This window comes from Phycisphaerae bacterium (assembly GCA_035384605.1).
GTDB lineage: Bacteria > Planctomycetota > Phycisphaerae > UBA1845 > PWPN01 > JAUCQB01.
In genome coordinates this window covers 1-15,488 of sequence record DAOOIV010000115.1, presented here as the reverse complement: position 1 = coordinate 15,488, position 15,488 = coordinate 1, and the positions used below count along the sequence as shown (strand labels likewise).

14 protein-coding genes and 1 tRNA gene are annotated in these 15,488 nt (G+C 62.3%); 11 read left to right on the top strand and 4 right to left on the bottom strand.

Annotated features, from left to right (window positions below):
* Nucleotides 1–81: 81 nt before the first annotated feature.
* Nucleotides 82–822, bottom strand: coding sequence for a PHP domain-containing protein (locus tag PLL20_18420; GenBank protein HPD31970.1), 741 nt, complete (start codon nucleotides 820–822; stop codon nucleotides 82–84).
* 368 nt (nucleotides 823–1,190) lie between these two features.
* Here PLL20_18420 and PLL20_18415 point away from each other — a divergent pair, with 368 nt between their 5' ends.
* Together PLL20_18415 and PLL20_18410 are read left to right on the top strand one after the other, a co-directional pair.
* The gene (locus PLL20_18415) at nucleotides 1,191–2,141 is read left to right on the top strand and encodes an SDR family oxidoreductase (GenBank protein ID HPD31969.1); all 951 of its coding nucleotides are present in this window, start codon (nucleotides 1,191–1,193) and stop codon (nucleotides 2,139–2,141) included.
* A 185-nt stretch (nucleotides 2,142–2,326) separates the two neighbouring features.
* The gene (locus PLL20_18410; protein HPD31968.1) at nucleotides 2,327–4,099 is read left to right on the top strand and encodes a phospho-sugar mutase; all 1,773 of its coding nucleotides are present in this window, start codon (nucleotides 2,327–2,329) and stop codon (nucleotides 4,097–4,099) included.
* A 42-nt stretch (nucleotides 4,100–4,141) separates the two neighbouring features.
* Here the strand turns inward: PLL20_18410 and PLL20_18405 are convergent, their stop codons facing one another.
* Together PLL20_18405 and PLL20_18400 are read right to left on the bottom strand one after the other, a co-directional pair.
* On the bottom strand, nucleotides 4,142–5,611 hold the full coding sequence (locus PLL20_18405; protein HPD31967.1) for a PHB depolymerase family esterase: 1,470 nt from the start codon (nucleotides 5,609–5,611) through the stop codon (nucleotides 4,142–4,144).
* Nucleotides 5,612–5,905: 294 nt separating this feature from the next.
* Nucleotides 5,906–7,177: a hypothetical protein gene (locus PLL20_18400; protein ID HPD31966.1), complete on the bottom strand. Its 1,272-nt coding sequence runs from the start codon at nucleotides 7,175–7,177 to the stop codon at nucleotides 5,906–5,908.
* Nucleotides 7,178–7,685: 508 nt separating this feature from the next.
* Between PLL20_18400 and PLL20_18395 the strand changes: the two genes are divergently transcribed.
* The 9 genes from PLL20_18395 (at nucleotide 7,686) to dnaB (ending at nucleotide 14,686) form a co-directional block, all read left to right on the top strand.
* Nucleotides 7,686–7,757, top strand: a tRNA-Gln gene (locus PLL20_18395).
* Nucleotides 7,758–7,850: 93 nt separating this feature from the next.
* The gene (locus tag PLL20_18390; GenBank protein HPD31965.1) at nucleotides 7,851–9,080 is read left to right on the top strand and encodes an NTP transferase domain-containing protein; all 1,230 of its coding nucleotides are present in this window, start codon (nucleotides 7,851–7,853) and stop codon (nucleotides 9,078–9,080) included.
* Nucleotides 9,077–10,069 carry a ribose-phosphate pyrophosphokinase gene (locus tag PLL20_18385; protein ID HPD31964.1) on the top strand — a complete coding sequence of 331 codons (993 nt, stop codon included), beginning with the start codon at nucleotides 9,077–9,079 and terminating at the stop codon, nucleotides 10,067–10,069. The genes PLL20_18390 and PLL20_18385 overlap by 4 nt, the downstream gene beginning before the upstream one ends.
* A 109-nt stretch (nucleotides 10,070–10,178) precedes the next feature.
* A complete protein-coding gene (locus tag PLL20_18380; GenBank protein HPD31963.1) occupies nucleotides 10,179–10,835 on the top strand; it encodes a 50S ribosomal protein L25 in 657 nt (218 codons plus the stop codon).
* 35 nt (nucleotides 10,836–10,870) lie between these two features.
* Nucleotides 10,871–11,437, top strand: a complete 567-nt coding sequence (gene pth, locus PLL20_18375) for an aminoacyl-tRNA hydrolase (GenBank protein HPD31962.1) — start codon at nucleotides 10,871–10,873, stop codon at nucleotides 11,435–11,437.
* A gap of 49 nt (nucleotides 11,438–11,486) precedes the next feature.
* Nucleotides 11,487–11,939, top strand: a complete 453-nt coding sequence (rpsF, locus tag PLL20_18370) for a 30S ribosomal protein S6 (protein ID HPD31961.1) — start codon at nucleotides 11,487–11,489, stop codon at nucleotides 11,937–11,939.
* A gap of 3 nt (nucleotides 11,940–11,942) precedes the next feature.
* Complete coding sequence (gene ssb, locus PLL20_18365) at nucleotides 11,943–12,383, top strand: single-stranded DNA-binding protein (GenBank protein ID HPD31960.1); 441 nt, start codon at nucleotides 11,943–11,945, stop codon at nucleotides 12,381–12,383.
* A gap of 262 nt (nucleotides 12,384–12,645) precedes the next feature.
* Nucleotides 12,646–13,206 carry a 50S ribosomal protein L9 gene (rplI, locus tag PLL20_18360; protein ID HPD31959.1) on the top strand — a complete coding sequence of 187 codons (561 nt, stop codon included), beginning with the start codon at nucleotides 12,646–12,648 and terminating at the stop codon, nucleotides 13,204–13,206.
* Complete coding sequence (dnaB, locus tag PLL20_18355) at nucleotides 13,163–14,686, top strand: replicative DNA helicase (protein HPD31958.1); 1,524 nt, start codon at nucleotides 13,163–13,165, stop codon at nucleotides 14,684–14,686. The genes rplI and dnaB overlap by 44 nt, the downstream gene beginning before the upstream one ends.
* 148 nt (nucleotides 14,687–14,834) lie before the next feature.
* On the opposite strand, the gene PLL20_18350 is transcribed toward dnaB, so the two are convergent.
* Nucleotides 14,835–15,488, bottom strand: a 654-nt coding sequence (locus tag PLL20_18350; protein HPD31957.1) for an FGGY-family carbohydrate kinase, incomplete at its 5' end; no start/stop codon positions are given.

Genomic DNA, 15,488 nt, shown 5'->3' with positions numbered 1-15,488 from the left:
TTCGCCAAGGGAGTTTTCGCGCTTGACAAGACGGGGGCTAATGGGTGAACGCTGACCGCTGAAAGCTGAGTGCTTCTGGGGTCACTCCGCCGACAGAACCGCCTGCCGCGTCGATGACCTCACGGGCACTTCGCCGGCGTTTGCGCCATAGCCGGCCGGGAGAGGCAGCCCCAGCTTGCCGCCCGTAATCAACCAGGCGGTCCGGAGGAAGTAGCTCAGCGGATGTGAACGGACATGCAACCGGGCACGCCCCAGCGAGGTCACAAACCCGCTTGGCCCCTCAAAACCCGGCATTATCTGATAGCAGGTGTCCAGGTAGCCTCGATGGTGCACGTCGGTTCCCACGACGGCCGGAAAACCGTGACGGCGGGCGAACCTCGCCGATCGCCTGTTGGGCAGCGGCGAGAGATTCTGTGCATTGGCGACTTCCACCGCATCGATCAGGTCGAGAATGTCGTAAACCCGGTCGCCCAGGCTGCAATGAAAAAGCCTGTTGTAAGGATGTGGAACGACCACCAGGCCTCCCTGCTCGCGGATGGCCTCGGCCGTCTGCCGCACCGACATCCCCGGCTCCACCAAGTCGCGCAAGAACAGCCCGATCAAATGCCCGTCCTTGGTCGAAATCTCCTCGCCAACGATGACCTGGAGATCGTCGCCCACGCTATCTGCCAGCGTCATCGCCCCCTCGATCGAATCGTGGTCGGTGATTGCCACGCAGCCGACGCCCCTTTCCATGGCTTCGTCGGCCAGACAATCCACGGACAGATTGCTGTCATCCGAGTAGTCCGTGTGAATGTGAAAGACGGTCTTGACCAATCCCATGGCGTCATCCATTCCCGTCCAGATTGCCCGAAGGTCCGAGTAGACACAAGTCAGTCGCAGCGGTCTACAACCGGGCAAAGACTCAACTAGTTTAGGATATCACCGCCCCATCCGGTCAAGCATGCCGCTGTGAAAATCGAGCACTTACCCTGCTATGAGTTGCCTCGCTGCCAAGAAACCGGCGATTCGGGACGGGCGCTTGGCTCAGACGGAGTTCCATCAGTCAATTCATGCTCTCCAGCCCATCTCAACCCCGTCGCGCGACTGTCCGATAATACCTCGACGCGCTCCAATACTGCAGCTATCATGCTGCCGGGTCGAATTGCAGGCGCGACGTTTCACAAGTGTGGCTGCCCGGAGGTTGGCGAATGGACAAGGATGTTATTCTGGTTACCGGCGGAGCCGGTTTCATCGGTTCCCACCTGTGCCTTCGTCTGTTTGACGAGGGACACCATGTCGTTTGCCTGGACAACTACTTCACCGGTCGACTTGAGAACTTTGGCGATCGTTATCAGGAGCTGGTGCTCAGCGGCCGGTTCGAGTTTCTTCGCCACGACGTGATTGAGCCGATCGTCGTGGAGGTAGATAAGATTTACCATCTGGCCTGCCCGGCCAGCCCGGTCCATTACCAGTACAACCCCGTCAAGACGATCAAGACCAATGTCCTCGGCACGTACCACATGCTCGGCCTGGCCAAACGGGTTCGGGCTCGAATCCTTCAGGCCAGCACCTCGGAGGTCTACGGCGATCCGCAGGTTCATCCGCAAGCTGAGACTTATTGGGGGTACGTCAACCCGATCGGCATCCGCAGTTGTTACGACGAGGGCAAACGCGTAGCCGAGACCCTGATGATGGACTACCACCGCCAGAACAAGGTCGACATCCGCATCGCCCGCATCTTCAACACCTATGGGCCCAACATGGCCGTGGACGACGGGCGGGTGATGAGTAACTTCATTTGTCAGGCCCTGCGCGGCGAACCGATAACCGTTTACGGCAGCGGCAAGCAGACCCGGAGCTTCTGTTATGTGTCGGATCTGGTAGATGGGCTCTGCCGCCTGATGGAAAGCGAGCACATCGGTCCGATCAACCTGGGCAACGACTCCGAGATCACCTTGCTCGAACTGGTCGAGGCGATCGAAAAGGCGATGGGGCGGTCCTTGCGGGTCGAGTACAGGCCTCTCCCGCAGGATGATCCCTGCCGTCGTCGCCCGGACCTGACCAAGGCGAGGACGTTGCTCGGCTATGAGCCGAAAGTACCGTTGGAAGAGGGCATCCGAAGGACGATCGAGTACTTCAGGAGGACCGTAGGCTGCTAGACCTTTAGTCTCTTCCGTTGCAGCCGGTGCGCATTCTGCGCGCATGTTTCTGGATCGCAGAACGTTTGGGTTGCGGCCCGCAGCCAAAACGCACACCAGTCACGACGAAAGAGACCAATGGACCTAACAGACTAATAGACTAACAGACCAAGAGACTAAACGACTTCTCTTCGAGGCTGCACGTAATGGACCAATCGGTGAAGAATGCTGTTGATTCGTGGATCAACGATCCGGCCATTGCCGAGGCCGATCGCAAGGAAATTCGCGACCTGTTGGCCGTGAACAACGAAAGGGAGTTAACCGACCGCTTCTATCGCGGTCTCGAGTTCGGCACCGGCGGCATGCGCGGCGTGATCGGCGCGGGTCTCAACCGGATGAACATATACACGGTCGGTGCCGCGGCTCAAGGATTGGCGAACTACGTTCGGAGCCAGGGCGACGCCGCCCGCAAAGCCGGTGTGGTCGTCGCCTATGATTGCCGCCGCATGAGCGACATCTTTGCCGAGCGGGTGGCCTGCGTGATGGCCGCTAACGACATCCCGGCGTATCTGTTCGATCGACTTCGACCGACGCCCGAGCTGTCCTTTGCAGTCCGTCACCTCGGGTGCACGGCCGGCGTGGTCATCACCGCCAGCCACAATCCACCGCAGTACAACGGATTCAAAGCCTACTGGTCCGACGGCGTCTCAGTGGTTCCGCCGCACGACAAGAACATCATGGCCGAGGTGGCCAGAGTCGGCGGCTTTGGAAACGTGAAGGTCATGTCCCCGGCCGAGGCGAAGGCCAAGGGACTTCTCAAGATCATCGGCAGGGAAATTGACGAGGCGTTCCTGCAGGCGGTACAGACGTCGTGCCTGAATCCCCAGGTCTGTCGCCGGCAGGGCGAAGGGCTCAAGATCGTCTTTACCGGTCTGCACGGTACCGGCAGCGTGCTGACACCCGAGGCCCTGCGTCGCCGCGGCTTCAAACAGGTGATCGAAGTTCCCGAACAAGCCGCACCCGACGGCGGTTTTCCTACCGTCAAGTCACCCAACCCCGAGGAGGGGGCGGCCCTGGACATGGCCGTGGCTCTGGCGAAAAAGGTGGGGGCCGACCTTGTGATCGGCACCGATCCCGACGCTGATCGCGTGGGCATTGCCGTTCGCGCTCCCTCGGGCGGATTCGAGCTGTTCACCGGCAACCAGACGGCTGCTTTGCTGACCTACTACATCTGCGACGAGCTGACCAAGGCCGGCCGGTTCCCGAAGAACGCCGTTCTGGTAACCACCATCGTTTCCGGCGACATGATGAAGACGATCGCCAAGGCTTACGGGGCCGAGGTCGTCGAGGTCCTCACGGGGTTCAAGTGGATCGGTGCGAAAGTCTGTCAGTTCGAGCAGGAGGGGGTTCCAGGCAAGCCCAGCAAGACGTACATCTTTGGTGCCGAAGAGAGTTACGGTTACATGCCGTGCACCTATACGCGAGACAAGGATGGGGTCACCAGCGCCTGCTGCATCGCCGACCTGGCGGCCGTCACTGCCGCTCGCGGCAAGAATCTCTACGACCTGTTGCAGGAACTCTACCAGCGGTTCGGTTATTTCCAGGAGGGGGCCAAAAGCTTGGAGTTGCCCGGGGCCGACGGTGCCGCACGTATTAGCGACATGATGCAGCGATTGCGCACGCAACCGCCCGCGTCGATCGGCGGGATCCCGGTGGTCACCATCGCGGACCTGACCACGGGAGAAATCCGCGACGCCCGCACCGGCAAGCCCGTCGGTCGCTATGACCTGCCCGCCGCCGACGTGGTCTTCTTCACCCTCGAAGACGGCACCAAGGTGGTTGTCCGCCCCAGCGGTACCGAGCCGAAGATCAAGTTTTATGTTCTGACCCGCAGCCCCGGTGACGACCTGCCCAAGGCCCGTGCCGACGCGACGGCCCGAATCAAGGCCATCATCGACGACATCACCAACCAGGCATGAGTAGATCCATCCTGATGGGCAGGTGCAGGCAGTCAGCTCCTACTAGCCGTCAGCAGGTTGTGATTGCGAGTGCGGGACGGTAATGGTTTCGCGGTAGATGGCGTGTCGGTCGTCGGCAAGCGTGACCCAGGCCTCTATGTGATGCGTACCAGGGGTTCGGAGGATGGCGCGGGCCTCGGGCGTGCTGGAGGCGATGGGCCGTCCGTCGGCCAGCCAGAGGATGCCGGCCTCCGGTAGCAGATCAGGCGGAAGCTCGATTCGCATGTCGACCCACATGGGGGTCGATCCAGTGCTCAGGCCCCGAATCTCGATTCGGCCGGGGATCGGCTCGGGTCCCTGATCGGGCACAGGCACAGGAATCTGGGGCTCGGCCGAATACGGTTGCAGTCTTGGGCGTCGCGGCGTCGGGGGGGGCGGCTGGTTGACGACCGGCCGGGCGGATCTTGTGGGCGCTTCGATCGGCGCAACTGTGGCCGGCTCCCGACCTTGAGCCTCAGAGCCGGTGTCCTGCGGTCGCTCTGAGCCGGGACTCGCACGGCCCACGTCGGTGGGGAACAGCGGGGCGGGTGAAAGCGGAGCCGGGCGGGGTGCCCCGGCCGGACGGGCCGGTTCGCCTGTGGTGACGTCGCTCATGACCAGACTGGCCAGGTCCGGAGGCGTCTTCGGCGAGGCACCGATGATCCGGGAAAAGAACACGCTGGCCAGTTGCGGCCTTCGTTCGTGGCCCAGCCCCGAGACTTGGCGGGCGTCCACGTCGAATCGATAGCGGCGATACCAGCTTACCGCCCGCTGGCTCTCGTCGCGGCAAAGCTTGAAGTCGTTCTGGCCGAAAAAGATGGCGATCTTGGCCGAGCGGTATTTCGGTAGCTGGGTGTAGTCGATCATTTCCTCGTTGAAGTTGGCGCCCATCGCGGCCAAGGCAGTGAACCGCTCAGGGTGACGGTTCATCATGTAGTGGGCAAGGTAGCCGCCGGACGAAAAGCAGGTGAGAAGCACTCGCGTGGGGTCGGCATTCGTCCGCCGGCAGACTTCGTCCATCACCGCGAGGATGGCCTTTTCATCGGTCTGCACGTACCACTTGGTTGGATCACGGAGGGGCAGGGGCATGACCAACTGATCGCAGGTCCGCAGCTCGGGTGCCACGACGATCAGACCATAGCGATCGGCCTCCTCCTGCCATGATCGGATCTGAGGCCGGGCATCGTCGTAGGGCCGCAGCCCGTGGAGCGTGACGACCAGTGGCCACGGCTTGTTGCCGGGACGCTGCCCGTTGTTCTTGACGTAGTCTTCGGGGAGGTACAGCCAGTAGCCGGTCTTAGTCTCAGGCTCGACGAGGCGGGTACACTGGCCCAACCCGGGGCGCTGCGGCACGGGGCAGCCGCACTGGGTGGCGAGAATCGTGGCCAGGCCCAGGAGGGCGACCGTGCCAGTGCAGCGGCCGGCCGGTCCGAACCGGCGGTCCCCCGGCAACCCAGGCTCTCCAAAGGTCCGACTCGACTCCGTTCTCATCATGACGTTCTCACACCGTCTCATGGGTCGTTTGAGCATCCTGACTTATTCCATCATAGTCAGTTTATCGGCCGAAAAGGGGGCGATCGACAACTCCTGAGGGACGGGCATGGCCGACCCCGGTTTACTGCCGATGCTGGCGGCGGGAAAGCCCCTCGACCCTGGCCAAGCCGCCCGTGGCGCCTGGCACCCTCTGTTGAACCGATTGTCCCCACCTCAAATGAGGTCCGAGGCGGTGCTCCTCGGTTCCGTTACCTGTCGTCCCCATGTGCCTCAGCCCACCCCGTCCCCGTGACGTCACAGCTCGAACGCCATTCTCTCCCTGTAGGTCCTGGCGAAAAGCCCGAGAATCCGCCCGATCATGTAGGCGAAATAGAAGCCCATACCGATGAGTACCGCCCAGCCGGCGATTCCGCCCAGAAGGTTCTTGTAGCCGACCTCGATACCCTGCGCTGCGGCCTGTTTCATTGCCGGACCGGCCCAGCTCATGATCGCATACAAGATCCCGACGTAGAACCCGACATAGAGGATCACGATCAGGAACATGAAAATGTAGTGCCCGATCACGCGGAGGATCGAGAGGCCGACTTTTGCCGGATTCAGGCCGTCGAGAGGTTCCGTGCTTGCCAGACCAATGATGTTCATCGGGATGCTGAAAGTCATGATGGCCAGGACCGCAAGGCTGAGCGGTTTGCCCAGCACGGAGAAATCGGCGAGGCTTGTCGGCACGCCGCCGTAGGCCGTCACCAGAACCAGGATGACCACAAGATAGAAGCCGATCAGGGCGACGTACCCGCCCAGAGCGGCACCAAGCTTGGTGATGTTCCAGGTAAGCGGGGGTGGGTGTTCGTTGCCGCCGACGGTGCTCCGGATCGTGTCGATGAGGCAATAGTAGGCCACCGAGCCGAAGTAGGCGCCTTCGAGCGCGAACATGATGGTCAGGAACATGCCGACCCAGGCGAGGCTCCCCTCTTCCTGTTTGACGGCGGTGTTGAGCGCCGAGACCTGGAGGATGCCGACCAGCCCGAAAAGGGGGACCATGATGATTGCCAGAGCGATGGCCATGGCCGTCAGGATGTACGCAATGGCCGGAATGGGATAGAGTGCTGCGCCCGTGAAGCCGCCGTAAAAGCTTACCCTTGCGACAACGCCTTCGAAGGCAACCTTGTATCCGACGAACTCGCCATCGTTTTTCTCGACGGGCGGGATGCCCGCTCCGCAATGGCGGCACAGGACTTCGCTGTAGGGATCAGGCGCTCGCGTCTTGCGGCCGCATTGGGGACAAGCCCGGACGGTCGGATCGGCGGGATCGGGCCTTGCCTTGGCGCGAGCGGCAGCTGCGGCCGCGGCCTGGGCTTCCTTGAGCGTCATGGGCTTGCCCCTGCGCTCAACAACCAGAGCCTGTCCGGCGGCCTCAATGGCACCCAATGAACCCAGGTCGAAGTCCGGTTCGTCCTCTCCCTTGGAGAGAGTTACCGGATTCTTGCATTGGGGGCATTTGACCTTACGGCCTGACCATTCGTCGGGGGCACGGATGGTCTTCTGACAGTTCGGGCATTTGACCTTCATGGTAGATCCATGCGTCCGTGCAGAATCACCGTATTATGCGCCTTGCCAGTCTGCGGTCAAGCTTGACAACGGGTCCCTCGCGCGGACGGGCCCATGTAAGTTTAGGCGGCTCTTTCAGAACCCCGAGCGCAAGCGAGGGGCCAAGCCGCAGAGCGGCCAATACCACATGGGGGCCGCTCCCTCACGGTCGCGGTTCTGAAAAAGCCGTAGCCTATCCCCGCCTGAACTGTCACGGGCTCCGCGACGCCTTCACTCGGAGGTGCCCGACGCTATTGACGCTGGCGCGTGGCTAAGGTATCTTCATCGTATTGGCCTCTGGGCCGAAGGGAAGAACTGCCGCCGCACCCTTTGGGGCGTCTCCGGCGTCGGGAGAATGGGCCCCCGCTTCGCAGCAGGGGGCTCAGGCCTCGCGTGCGGTCAGCCTGTAGCTGCGCCCGATCTGTCCGTAAGATCTTTCGTGGCAGCGTGTTGTGTTTTTGGGTCGGACCCGCGAACCGGGCCGAGCGGATACCCGGTGGTGTAATCGGTAACACACCAGGTTTTGGTCCTGGCATTCCTGGTTCGAGTCCAGGCCGGGTAGTCAGTGAACTGGCGGCCTTGTCTCGGACAAGCAGGGAGTGTCTCGTCGAACGCGGACGAGAGACCCGGGTGGGGCGCCTTGAGAGATACCGTCATGAGCAGACCGACTGCGGCAATCATCTTGGCGGCGGGTCGATCGACCCGAATGGTGACGGACCTTCCGAAGGTGCTTCACGAGGTTTGCGGGCGCCCCATGCTGGCGTACGTGGTCGATGCCTGCCGGGCCGCGGGGATCGAGCGGATCATCTGTGTGGTGGGTTACCAGAAAGAGGCGGTGATCCAGGCTTTCAGGGATGATCGGCAGATCATCTGGGTCGAGCAGACCGAGCAGAAGGGAACCGGTCATGCGGCGATGGTGTGCCGGGACGCCTTGGCCGATTTCGACGGCAACCTGGTGGTTATCGCGGGGGACATGCCGCTGGTTCGCAGTCAGACGCTGGCTCTGCTGATCCAGCGTCACGAGAAAGAGCGATCGGCGGTGACCCTCGCGACGGCCGTGCTCGATAACCCCACGGGTTACGGCCGGATCATCCGGGATGAATATGGGAACCTCGAAGGCATCGTCGAAGAAGGGGATTGCACGCCTGAGCAGCGTAAAATCAGGGAAGTCAATCCAAGTTACTACTGCTTCGACAAGAAGCTGCTTTTCACGGCTCTGGATCAGGTCCGTCCGGACAATGTCAAGGGCGAGTATTACATCACCGACGCGCTGGAGATCCTGATCAAAGCCGGCCATCGGGCCGTGGCGGTGACGGCGGTCCCGGCCGAAGATGCCATGGGCATCAACAGCCGTCACAACCTGGCTGAAGTCGGCCGCATCATGCAGGATCGCATTCAGCGCAACCTGATGAACAGTGGCGTCACCATCGTCGACCCCCGCACGACCTGGATCGATGTTCGGGCGGAGATCGGGCAGGACACGGTCATTTATCCGTTCACCTACATCAACGGGCGGGTCAAGATCGGCAGACACTGCGTGATCGGCCCGTTTGCGTATCTGCGGGACGGGACGGTGCTGAAGGATGACGTCGTGGCCGGTGTGTTCATTGAGCTGAAGAACTCGCTTTTGGACGAGGGCACGCGAGCCAGACACCTGAGTTATATCGGTGATGCCGAGATCGGGAAACGCGTCAACGTGGGCGCGGGCACGATTTTTGCCAACTTCGACGGCAAGGAGATTCACCGCAGCTACGTAGGCAGCGAGACGTATATCGGGAACGGCTCGATCCTGGTCGCTCCGCTGGCCATTGAGGCAGGGCGGCAGATTCCGCACGGTTCGGTGGTCCGGGGCCCCGAAAGTTCAAGTCGTGATGGTGGACAATGACCTACGACACGCAGCCTGATTTCGTGGATTGCGTTGGAGACGCCGGACTCCGCGTCTTCGGGGGGACGGCTAATCCGCTATTGGCCCAGGAGATTGCCGACGCGCTCGACGTGAAGCTCGGCCAGGCGAAGGTGGACCGCTTCCCCGACGGCGAGACGATCATCAAGCTCGAGGACGATGTTCGGGGACGTGACTGTTTCCTGGTCCAGTCGACCTGCCCGCCGGTCAACGAGAACCTGATGGAGCTGCTGATCTTCATCGACTGTCTGCGGAGGGCCTCCGCGAGGCGCATCACGGCGGTGATCCCGTATTTCGGCTACGCCCGGCAAGACCGCAAGGCCGAGGGAAGAACGCCCATCACCGCCAAGCTGGTGGCCAATCTGATCAGCCAGGCGGGCGCCCACCGCGTACTGGCGCTCGATCTGCACACCGATCAGTTGCAGGGCTTCTTCGACCTGCCGGTGGACCATCTTTCAGCAATGCCGGTCATCGCTGATCACGTTGCGGGCCTGAAGCTGAAGGATTGCACGGTGGTCTCCCCGGACGTCGGCAACGTCAAACAGGCGACTGCCTACGCGACCAGGTTGGGGATGGAACTGGCGGTGATCGACAAGCGGCGACTGGGGGGCGATTCGACAGTGGCGGCCCGCGTCATCGGCGACGTTCGGGGCAAGATGGTTCTGCTGTTTGACGACATGATCACCACCGCGGGAACGGCCGTTGAGGCGATTCGCATTCTGCGCGAGAACGGGGCCAAGCGGTTCCTCCTGGCGGCGACGCATCCGGTTTTCGCCGGTTCGGCGCCCAGCCGGATCAAGGCTGCGGCCGTCGATCAGGTCGTGGTAACGAACACGATTCCGGTCCGTGAGGAGCTGAGAAAAGATTTGCCGCAACTCACGGTGCTCTCAGTGGCCCCGATGCTGGCGGAGGCGATACGCCGGATTCACCTGAATATGTCGGTGAGCGCCCTCTTTGGACCGAAGCGATGAGAAACCGATCGAGCGGCTCGACCCGATAGGGCGTCAGGCGGCGAGCCGCGGAGCAATGGAAAACGGACCAGCGGTCTTCGAGCGGCTGGCATGAAAGAGTGAGGCGACGATGGAGATAGCACAACTGAAAGCTGAGACAAGGCAAGGCGTCGGGTCGGCGGTGGCCCGTCGTCTTCGAAAGGCGGGAAAGCTTCCGGCCGTCCTGTATGGGCACGGACAGCGACCGGAGAACCTGGTCGTGTCAGCTCACGATGTTCAGAATCTGCTGGAGCACAAGACCCACGTACTTGAGCTGCTCGTCGGAAGCGGCAAGCAGCAGGTTCTGATCAAGGACGTGCAGTTTGACCACCTCGGACTGAAACCCATTCATGTGGATTTTGCCCGCGTGAGTATGACCGAGCGCGTGGAGGTGTCCGTGCCTTTGGATTACCGCGGCACGCCCGTGGGCGTGACCGAGGGCGGGACGTTCGACGCCGCGATCGTCGACATCGAGATCGAATGCCTGGTCACCGAGATCCCCGAATCCATCCGCGTGAACGTGGCCGACCTCAAGATCGGCGATTTCTTGCACGTGAAGGATCTTGTCTTACCCGAGGGGGTCAAGCCCGTCACGCCGGGCGAAACCATCATCTGTTCGGTGAGGGCCAAGGCCGCAGAGGAAGAGGTCGTTGCCGCGGCGGAGGCGGAGGAAGGTCCGGCTGAGCCGGAAATCATCGGTCGCAAGGAAAAGGCGCCTGAGCAAGAGGAGGAATCGGAGTCGAAGTGATTGCGTGATGAGCAGACGCTTCACGGGCTGTGATGATGAAACTCATCGTGGGCCTGGGCAACCCGGGCGGGAAATACGAGCATACCCGGCACAACGTCGGGTTTCGGACGGTCGACGAGCTGTCCCGCCGCTGGCAAATCGAGGTGACCCGCGGTCGTTTCAGCGGCCTGTGCGGCAGCGGTTCGATCCGGGACCACAAGGTGCTTCTGCTCAAGCCGATGACCTACATGAATCTCAGCGGGCGCTCGGTGCGGGAGGCCCTGACGTTTCACAAGCTGTCACGGGGCGACCTGCTGGTGGTGCTGGACGACATGGCTCTCCCGTTGGGTCGGCTTCGGCTCAGGCCCGGGGGCTCGGCGGGGGGACACAACGGGTTGATCAGCGTGATCGAGCAGGCGGGCGGCGAGGATTTCGCCCGACTGAGGATCGGTATCGAATCCGTGGAAGGCAGCCGGATGGTGAACCATGTGCTCGGCGAGTTCACGGCGGTGGAACAACCGCGGGTCGAGCAGGCCATTGCCCGGGCGGCCGACGCGGTGGAGTGTTGGCTCACTGAAGGTATTGACAGTGCGATGAACAGATTCAATCGTCCCGAGGAGTGAAACGGCGGGCAGCGGGCCGCGCCGGCGGGACCGTGGGAGGTGCAGGACCTTGTTGCGAAAATACGAAGGAATGTTCCTGTTTGACCCGGTCGTCATGTCTGACTGGGAGGCCATTCAGGGCGAGATCAACCGCATGTTCGACCGGGCCGGGGCTCGGGTGATTGCCTGCGCGAAGTGGGACGAGCGTCGCCTGGCTTACGAGATCCGCGGGCGAAAACGGGGTATCTATGTCCTGACGTACTTTGAGGCGGATTCGTCGAGGATCGCGGATATCGAGCGCGATGTGCAGCTTTCGGAGGCCGCGCTGCGATGCCTCATTGTGCGGGTTGATCACATGACCGAAGACGAGATGAAGGAGGCCGCCGCCAAGCCGGCGAGTCATGCGGCCCCTGATGACGACCGCAGCGATCGGTCCGGCGAGGGGCGCCGTTCGCGGCGTCGCGAGTCGGAGGTCACGGTGCCGGACGTGACGGAGGAGACGCCTGCCGAAACGGAGGAATGAGTCATGGCCAGCTTCAATCGGGTGATCCTCGCGGGTAACCTGACGCGCGATCCGCAGCTTTCCTACACGCCGAACAATACGGCGGTGTGTGAGTTCGGCTTGGCGGTCAATCGCCGGTGGCGGGACCGGGATGGCAACCAGAAAGACGAGGTCTGCTTCGTCGATGTGACTTCATACGGTCGCCAGGCAGAGACCATCAACCAGTACATGAAGAAGGGCAGCGGGATACTGATTGAAGGCCGGTTGCGCTTTCGGCAATGGACCAGCAAGGAAGGACAGAGTCGGAACAAGCTCGATGTAGTGGTAGAGAATTTCACTTTCCTCGGCAGCGGTGCTGGAGCCGCAGGCCGGCCTGCGGACAGACCGGCAGCCAGTGTGGTGGAAGAGGGGCCGCCGCCGGACGATTTCGGCCCGCCGGTGGAAAACCCGGACATCCCGTTCTGACGCTCCACGCGGCGGGGCGAGGCGGTCTGCTGAACCCGGGGCAAGCCCGCCCATCCGACCGTGATTGACGGTCGGTCGTGGGGCGGGAAAGGCTTGTGAGTGTTTGGCGCAGGCATGCGCAAGTGATGAATCAACAGGGGGCTGAGGACGCGAGCGCGTTCTGCTGACAAGCGGTGCAGAATCAGAGACTGATTGCCCATACGCAGCGGTGCAATCCCGGCCCTGTTGGGGTAGAATGAATGGACACGCGTGAGGTGACCGGATGAAACTGTTGTTGCGACGCGATATTCCGAAAGTGGGCTTGGCCGGCGAGGTGATCGAGGTCAGTGAGGGCTATGCCCGGAACTACCTGATTCCGAACCACTTGGGCGTTGAGCCGACCAAGGCCAACATGAAACGGATCGAAGAAGACAAGCGCCTGGCCGAGGAGGAACGCCGTCGGCGCCGCGCGGCGCTGGAGGAAATGGCCGGACGTATGACCAATGTTGAGGTGACCATCTCAGCCGCCTGCAACAAGGAGGGCCATCTCTACGGTTCGGTGGGGCCTCGTGAGATTGCCGCGGCCTTGCGCGATGAGGGCCACGACGTGGACGCCAAGCAGGTCCAGTTGCGGGAACCGATTCGCCAGTTGGACAGCGTGGTCGTCCCCGTGCTTCTCGCCGACGACCTCCAGGTTGACGTCAAGGTTTGGGTCGTTCGCGAGACGGGCAGCATTGTCGAGGAGGACGAAGAAGAGGAACGTCGCAGGCCAGAGAAGCCGGGCAGGGAGGCGCACCCATATGACCGCGGAACCGGCGTCGACGCTCTCGACCTCAACCTCTGATGTCCGGCCGGCGCCCGGTTTGCCCGTTCGGGTGCCGCCCCAGGATATTGAGGCGGAGAGGGGGCTTCTCGGTTCGATGTTGCTGAACCGCGAGGCGATCGGGGATGTTCTGCCGATCATCGGGCAGAACTCCGAACGATTCTACCGTCCCGACCACCGCAAGCTCTTCAACGTATTGATCGAGATGTACGACCGGGGCGACCCGATCGACCTGGTGACCGTTCGCAACGAGCTTGAGCGGCGGGGGTTGCTCAAGGAGGTCGGCGACGTCGACTACCTCGTCCAGTTGGCCGAATCGGTGCCGTCGCACCTGCACGCCGAGCATTACGCCCGCCTGGTGGTCGACAAGGCCATGCTGCGCGACTTGATCGGCGCGGCGGGGCAGGTGATCGAGGAGGCTCACAACCACCGCCAGGAGGCGAAGGAGATCCTCGATCGCGCCGAGCAGCTCCTCTTTCACGTGACCGACCAGCGGGTCAGCGAGCAGGCCGAGCCTATTCGTCGATTGCTGGAGGAGACTTTCCACCAGATCGAGGCCCGCGAAGGGCACTACATCACCGGCCTTCCGACCGGCTTCATCGAGCTGGATGACATGCTCAGCGGCTTGCAGAAGGGTGAGATGATCATCGTTGCGGCTCGCCCAAGCATGGGCAAGACGGCCTTCGGGCTGAACGTCGCCGAATACGTCGCAACCCGCGAGCGAAAGCCGGTGGTATTCTTCTCGATGGAAATGAGCAGGCAGGCGGTCGCCCAGCGTCTGTTGTGCGCGCGGGCCCGCGTCGATTCGCATAGGTTGCGGCGAGGCATGCTTTCCAGCGACGACCTGCAGCGGCTGACCGAAGCCTGCGACGGTCTGGCCGAGGCTCCGTTGCTGATCGACGACACCCCGGGCATGAGTGTGCTTGAACTGCGGGCCAAGACCCGGCGACTGGTCAAGCGTTTTGCCGTCGAGGCGGTATTCGTGGACTATCTCCAACTTATGCGGGCTCCAAACCGCACCGAGAGCCGCCAGCAGGAGGTTTCCGAGATCAGCCGCGGCCTGAAAGCCCTCGCCCGCGAGCTGAACATTCCGGTCGTGGTCATGGCCCAGCTCAACCGCAATCCCGAGCAGCGCACCGGCAATCGCCCGCGAATGAGCGACCTGCGCGAGTCCGGGGCCATCGAGCAGGACGCCGATGTCATTATGCTTCTGCACCGCGAGGAGTATTACCAGAAAGAAAACCCCAACCCTGAGATTCAGGGGCTGGCCGAGGTTATCGTCGACAAACAGCGAAACGGCCCGACCGGCATCGTCAAGCTGTTCTTCAACCAGCGTCTGACGCGTTTCGACAACCTCGCCGCGGGCCAGGAGCCGTCCTACGTCGCCACCGCCGGTTACGATTCCTTTGCCGAGTATCAGTCGGAGACTTCGCCTCCGGATTACGACGAGCACGTCGGACGTTCATTGCCCGCGGCCGATGAAGAATCCGCACCGTTCTGAGTTCTGCTGACGACTGATCCGAAAGCTGGCGGATGGTTCGCCCTGGAGAACGATCTGATCCGGAATCTCAAATTGCAGATTTCAAATCACAGATGCGGCTGGTCCGCGGGCGCGGACTTTACCCAAGGTGGCGTGCAGAGCACGCTGCCTACGCGATACCTCTCACCCTATCCCGCACCGCCAGCAGATCCTTCATCACATTGTGCAGCGATTCACGGTAGCCGGTCGTGCCGAAGGCGTCGTGGAGCTGGCGATACAGCTTGAAGAGCTGGTTGTAGACTTCGTGGCGTTTGGCGTCGGGCTTGTAGAGCTTGGGCTTGAGGCCGCACATCCTGGCCTGGGCGGCTTCGACGGAGTCGTATCCGCCGGTCGCCGAGCCGGCCACCACAGCCCCGAAGATGGCCGCGCCCAGAGCACAGGTCTGGGCCGAGCGGCTGATCTTCATCGGCCGCCCGGTGACGTCGGCGTAGATTTGCATGACCAGCGGGCTCTTTTCGGCGATGCCGCCGCAGTTGATGACCTCCTCGACCTTAACGCCGTACTCTTCGAGCCGCTCCATGATCATGCGAGCGCCCATCGCGCTGCCCTCGATGAGAGCGCGGTAAACTTCGGCCCGCGTCGTGTGAAGCGTCTGGCCGACGAGCAGGCCCGTCAGCCGCGGGTCGACCAGAATGGTGCGATTGCCGTTGTTCCAGTCCAGGGCCAGCAACCCGCTTTCGCCGGGCTTGAGCTTGGACGCCTCCTGGGCGAGCCTGGCGTGTGCCTTTTCGCCGGCGTCGAAGTAGTTGACGAACCAGTTGAA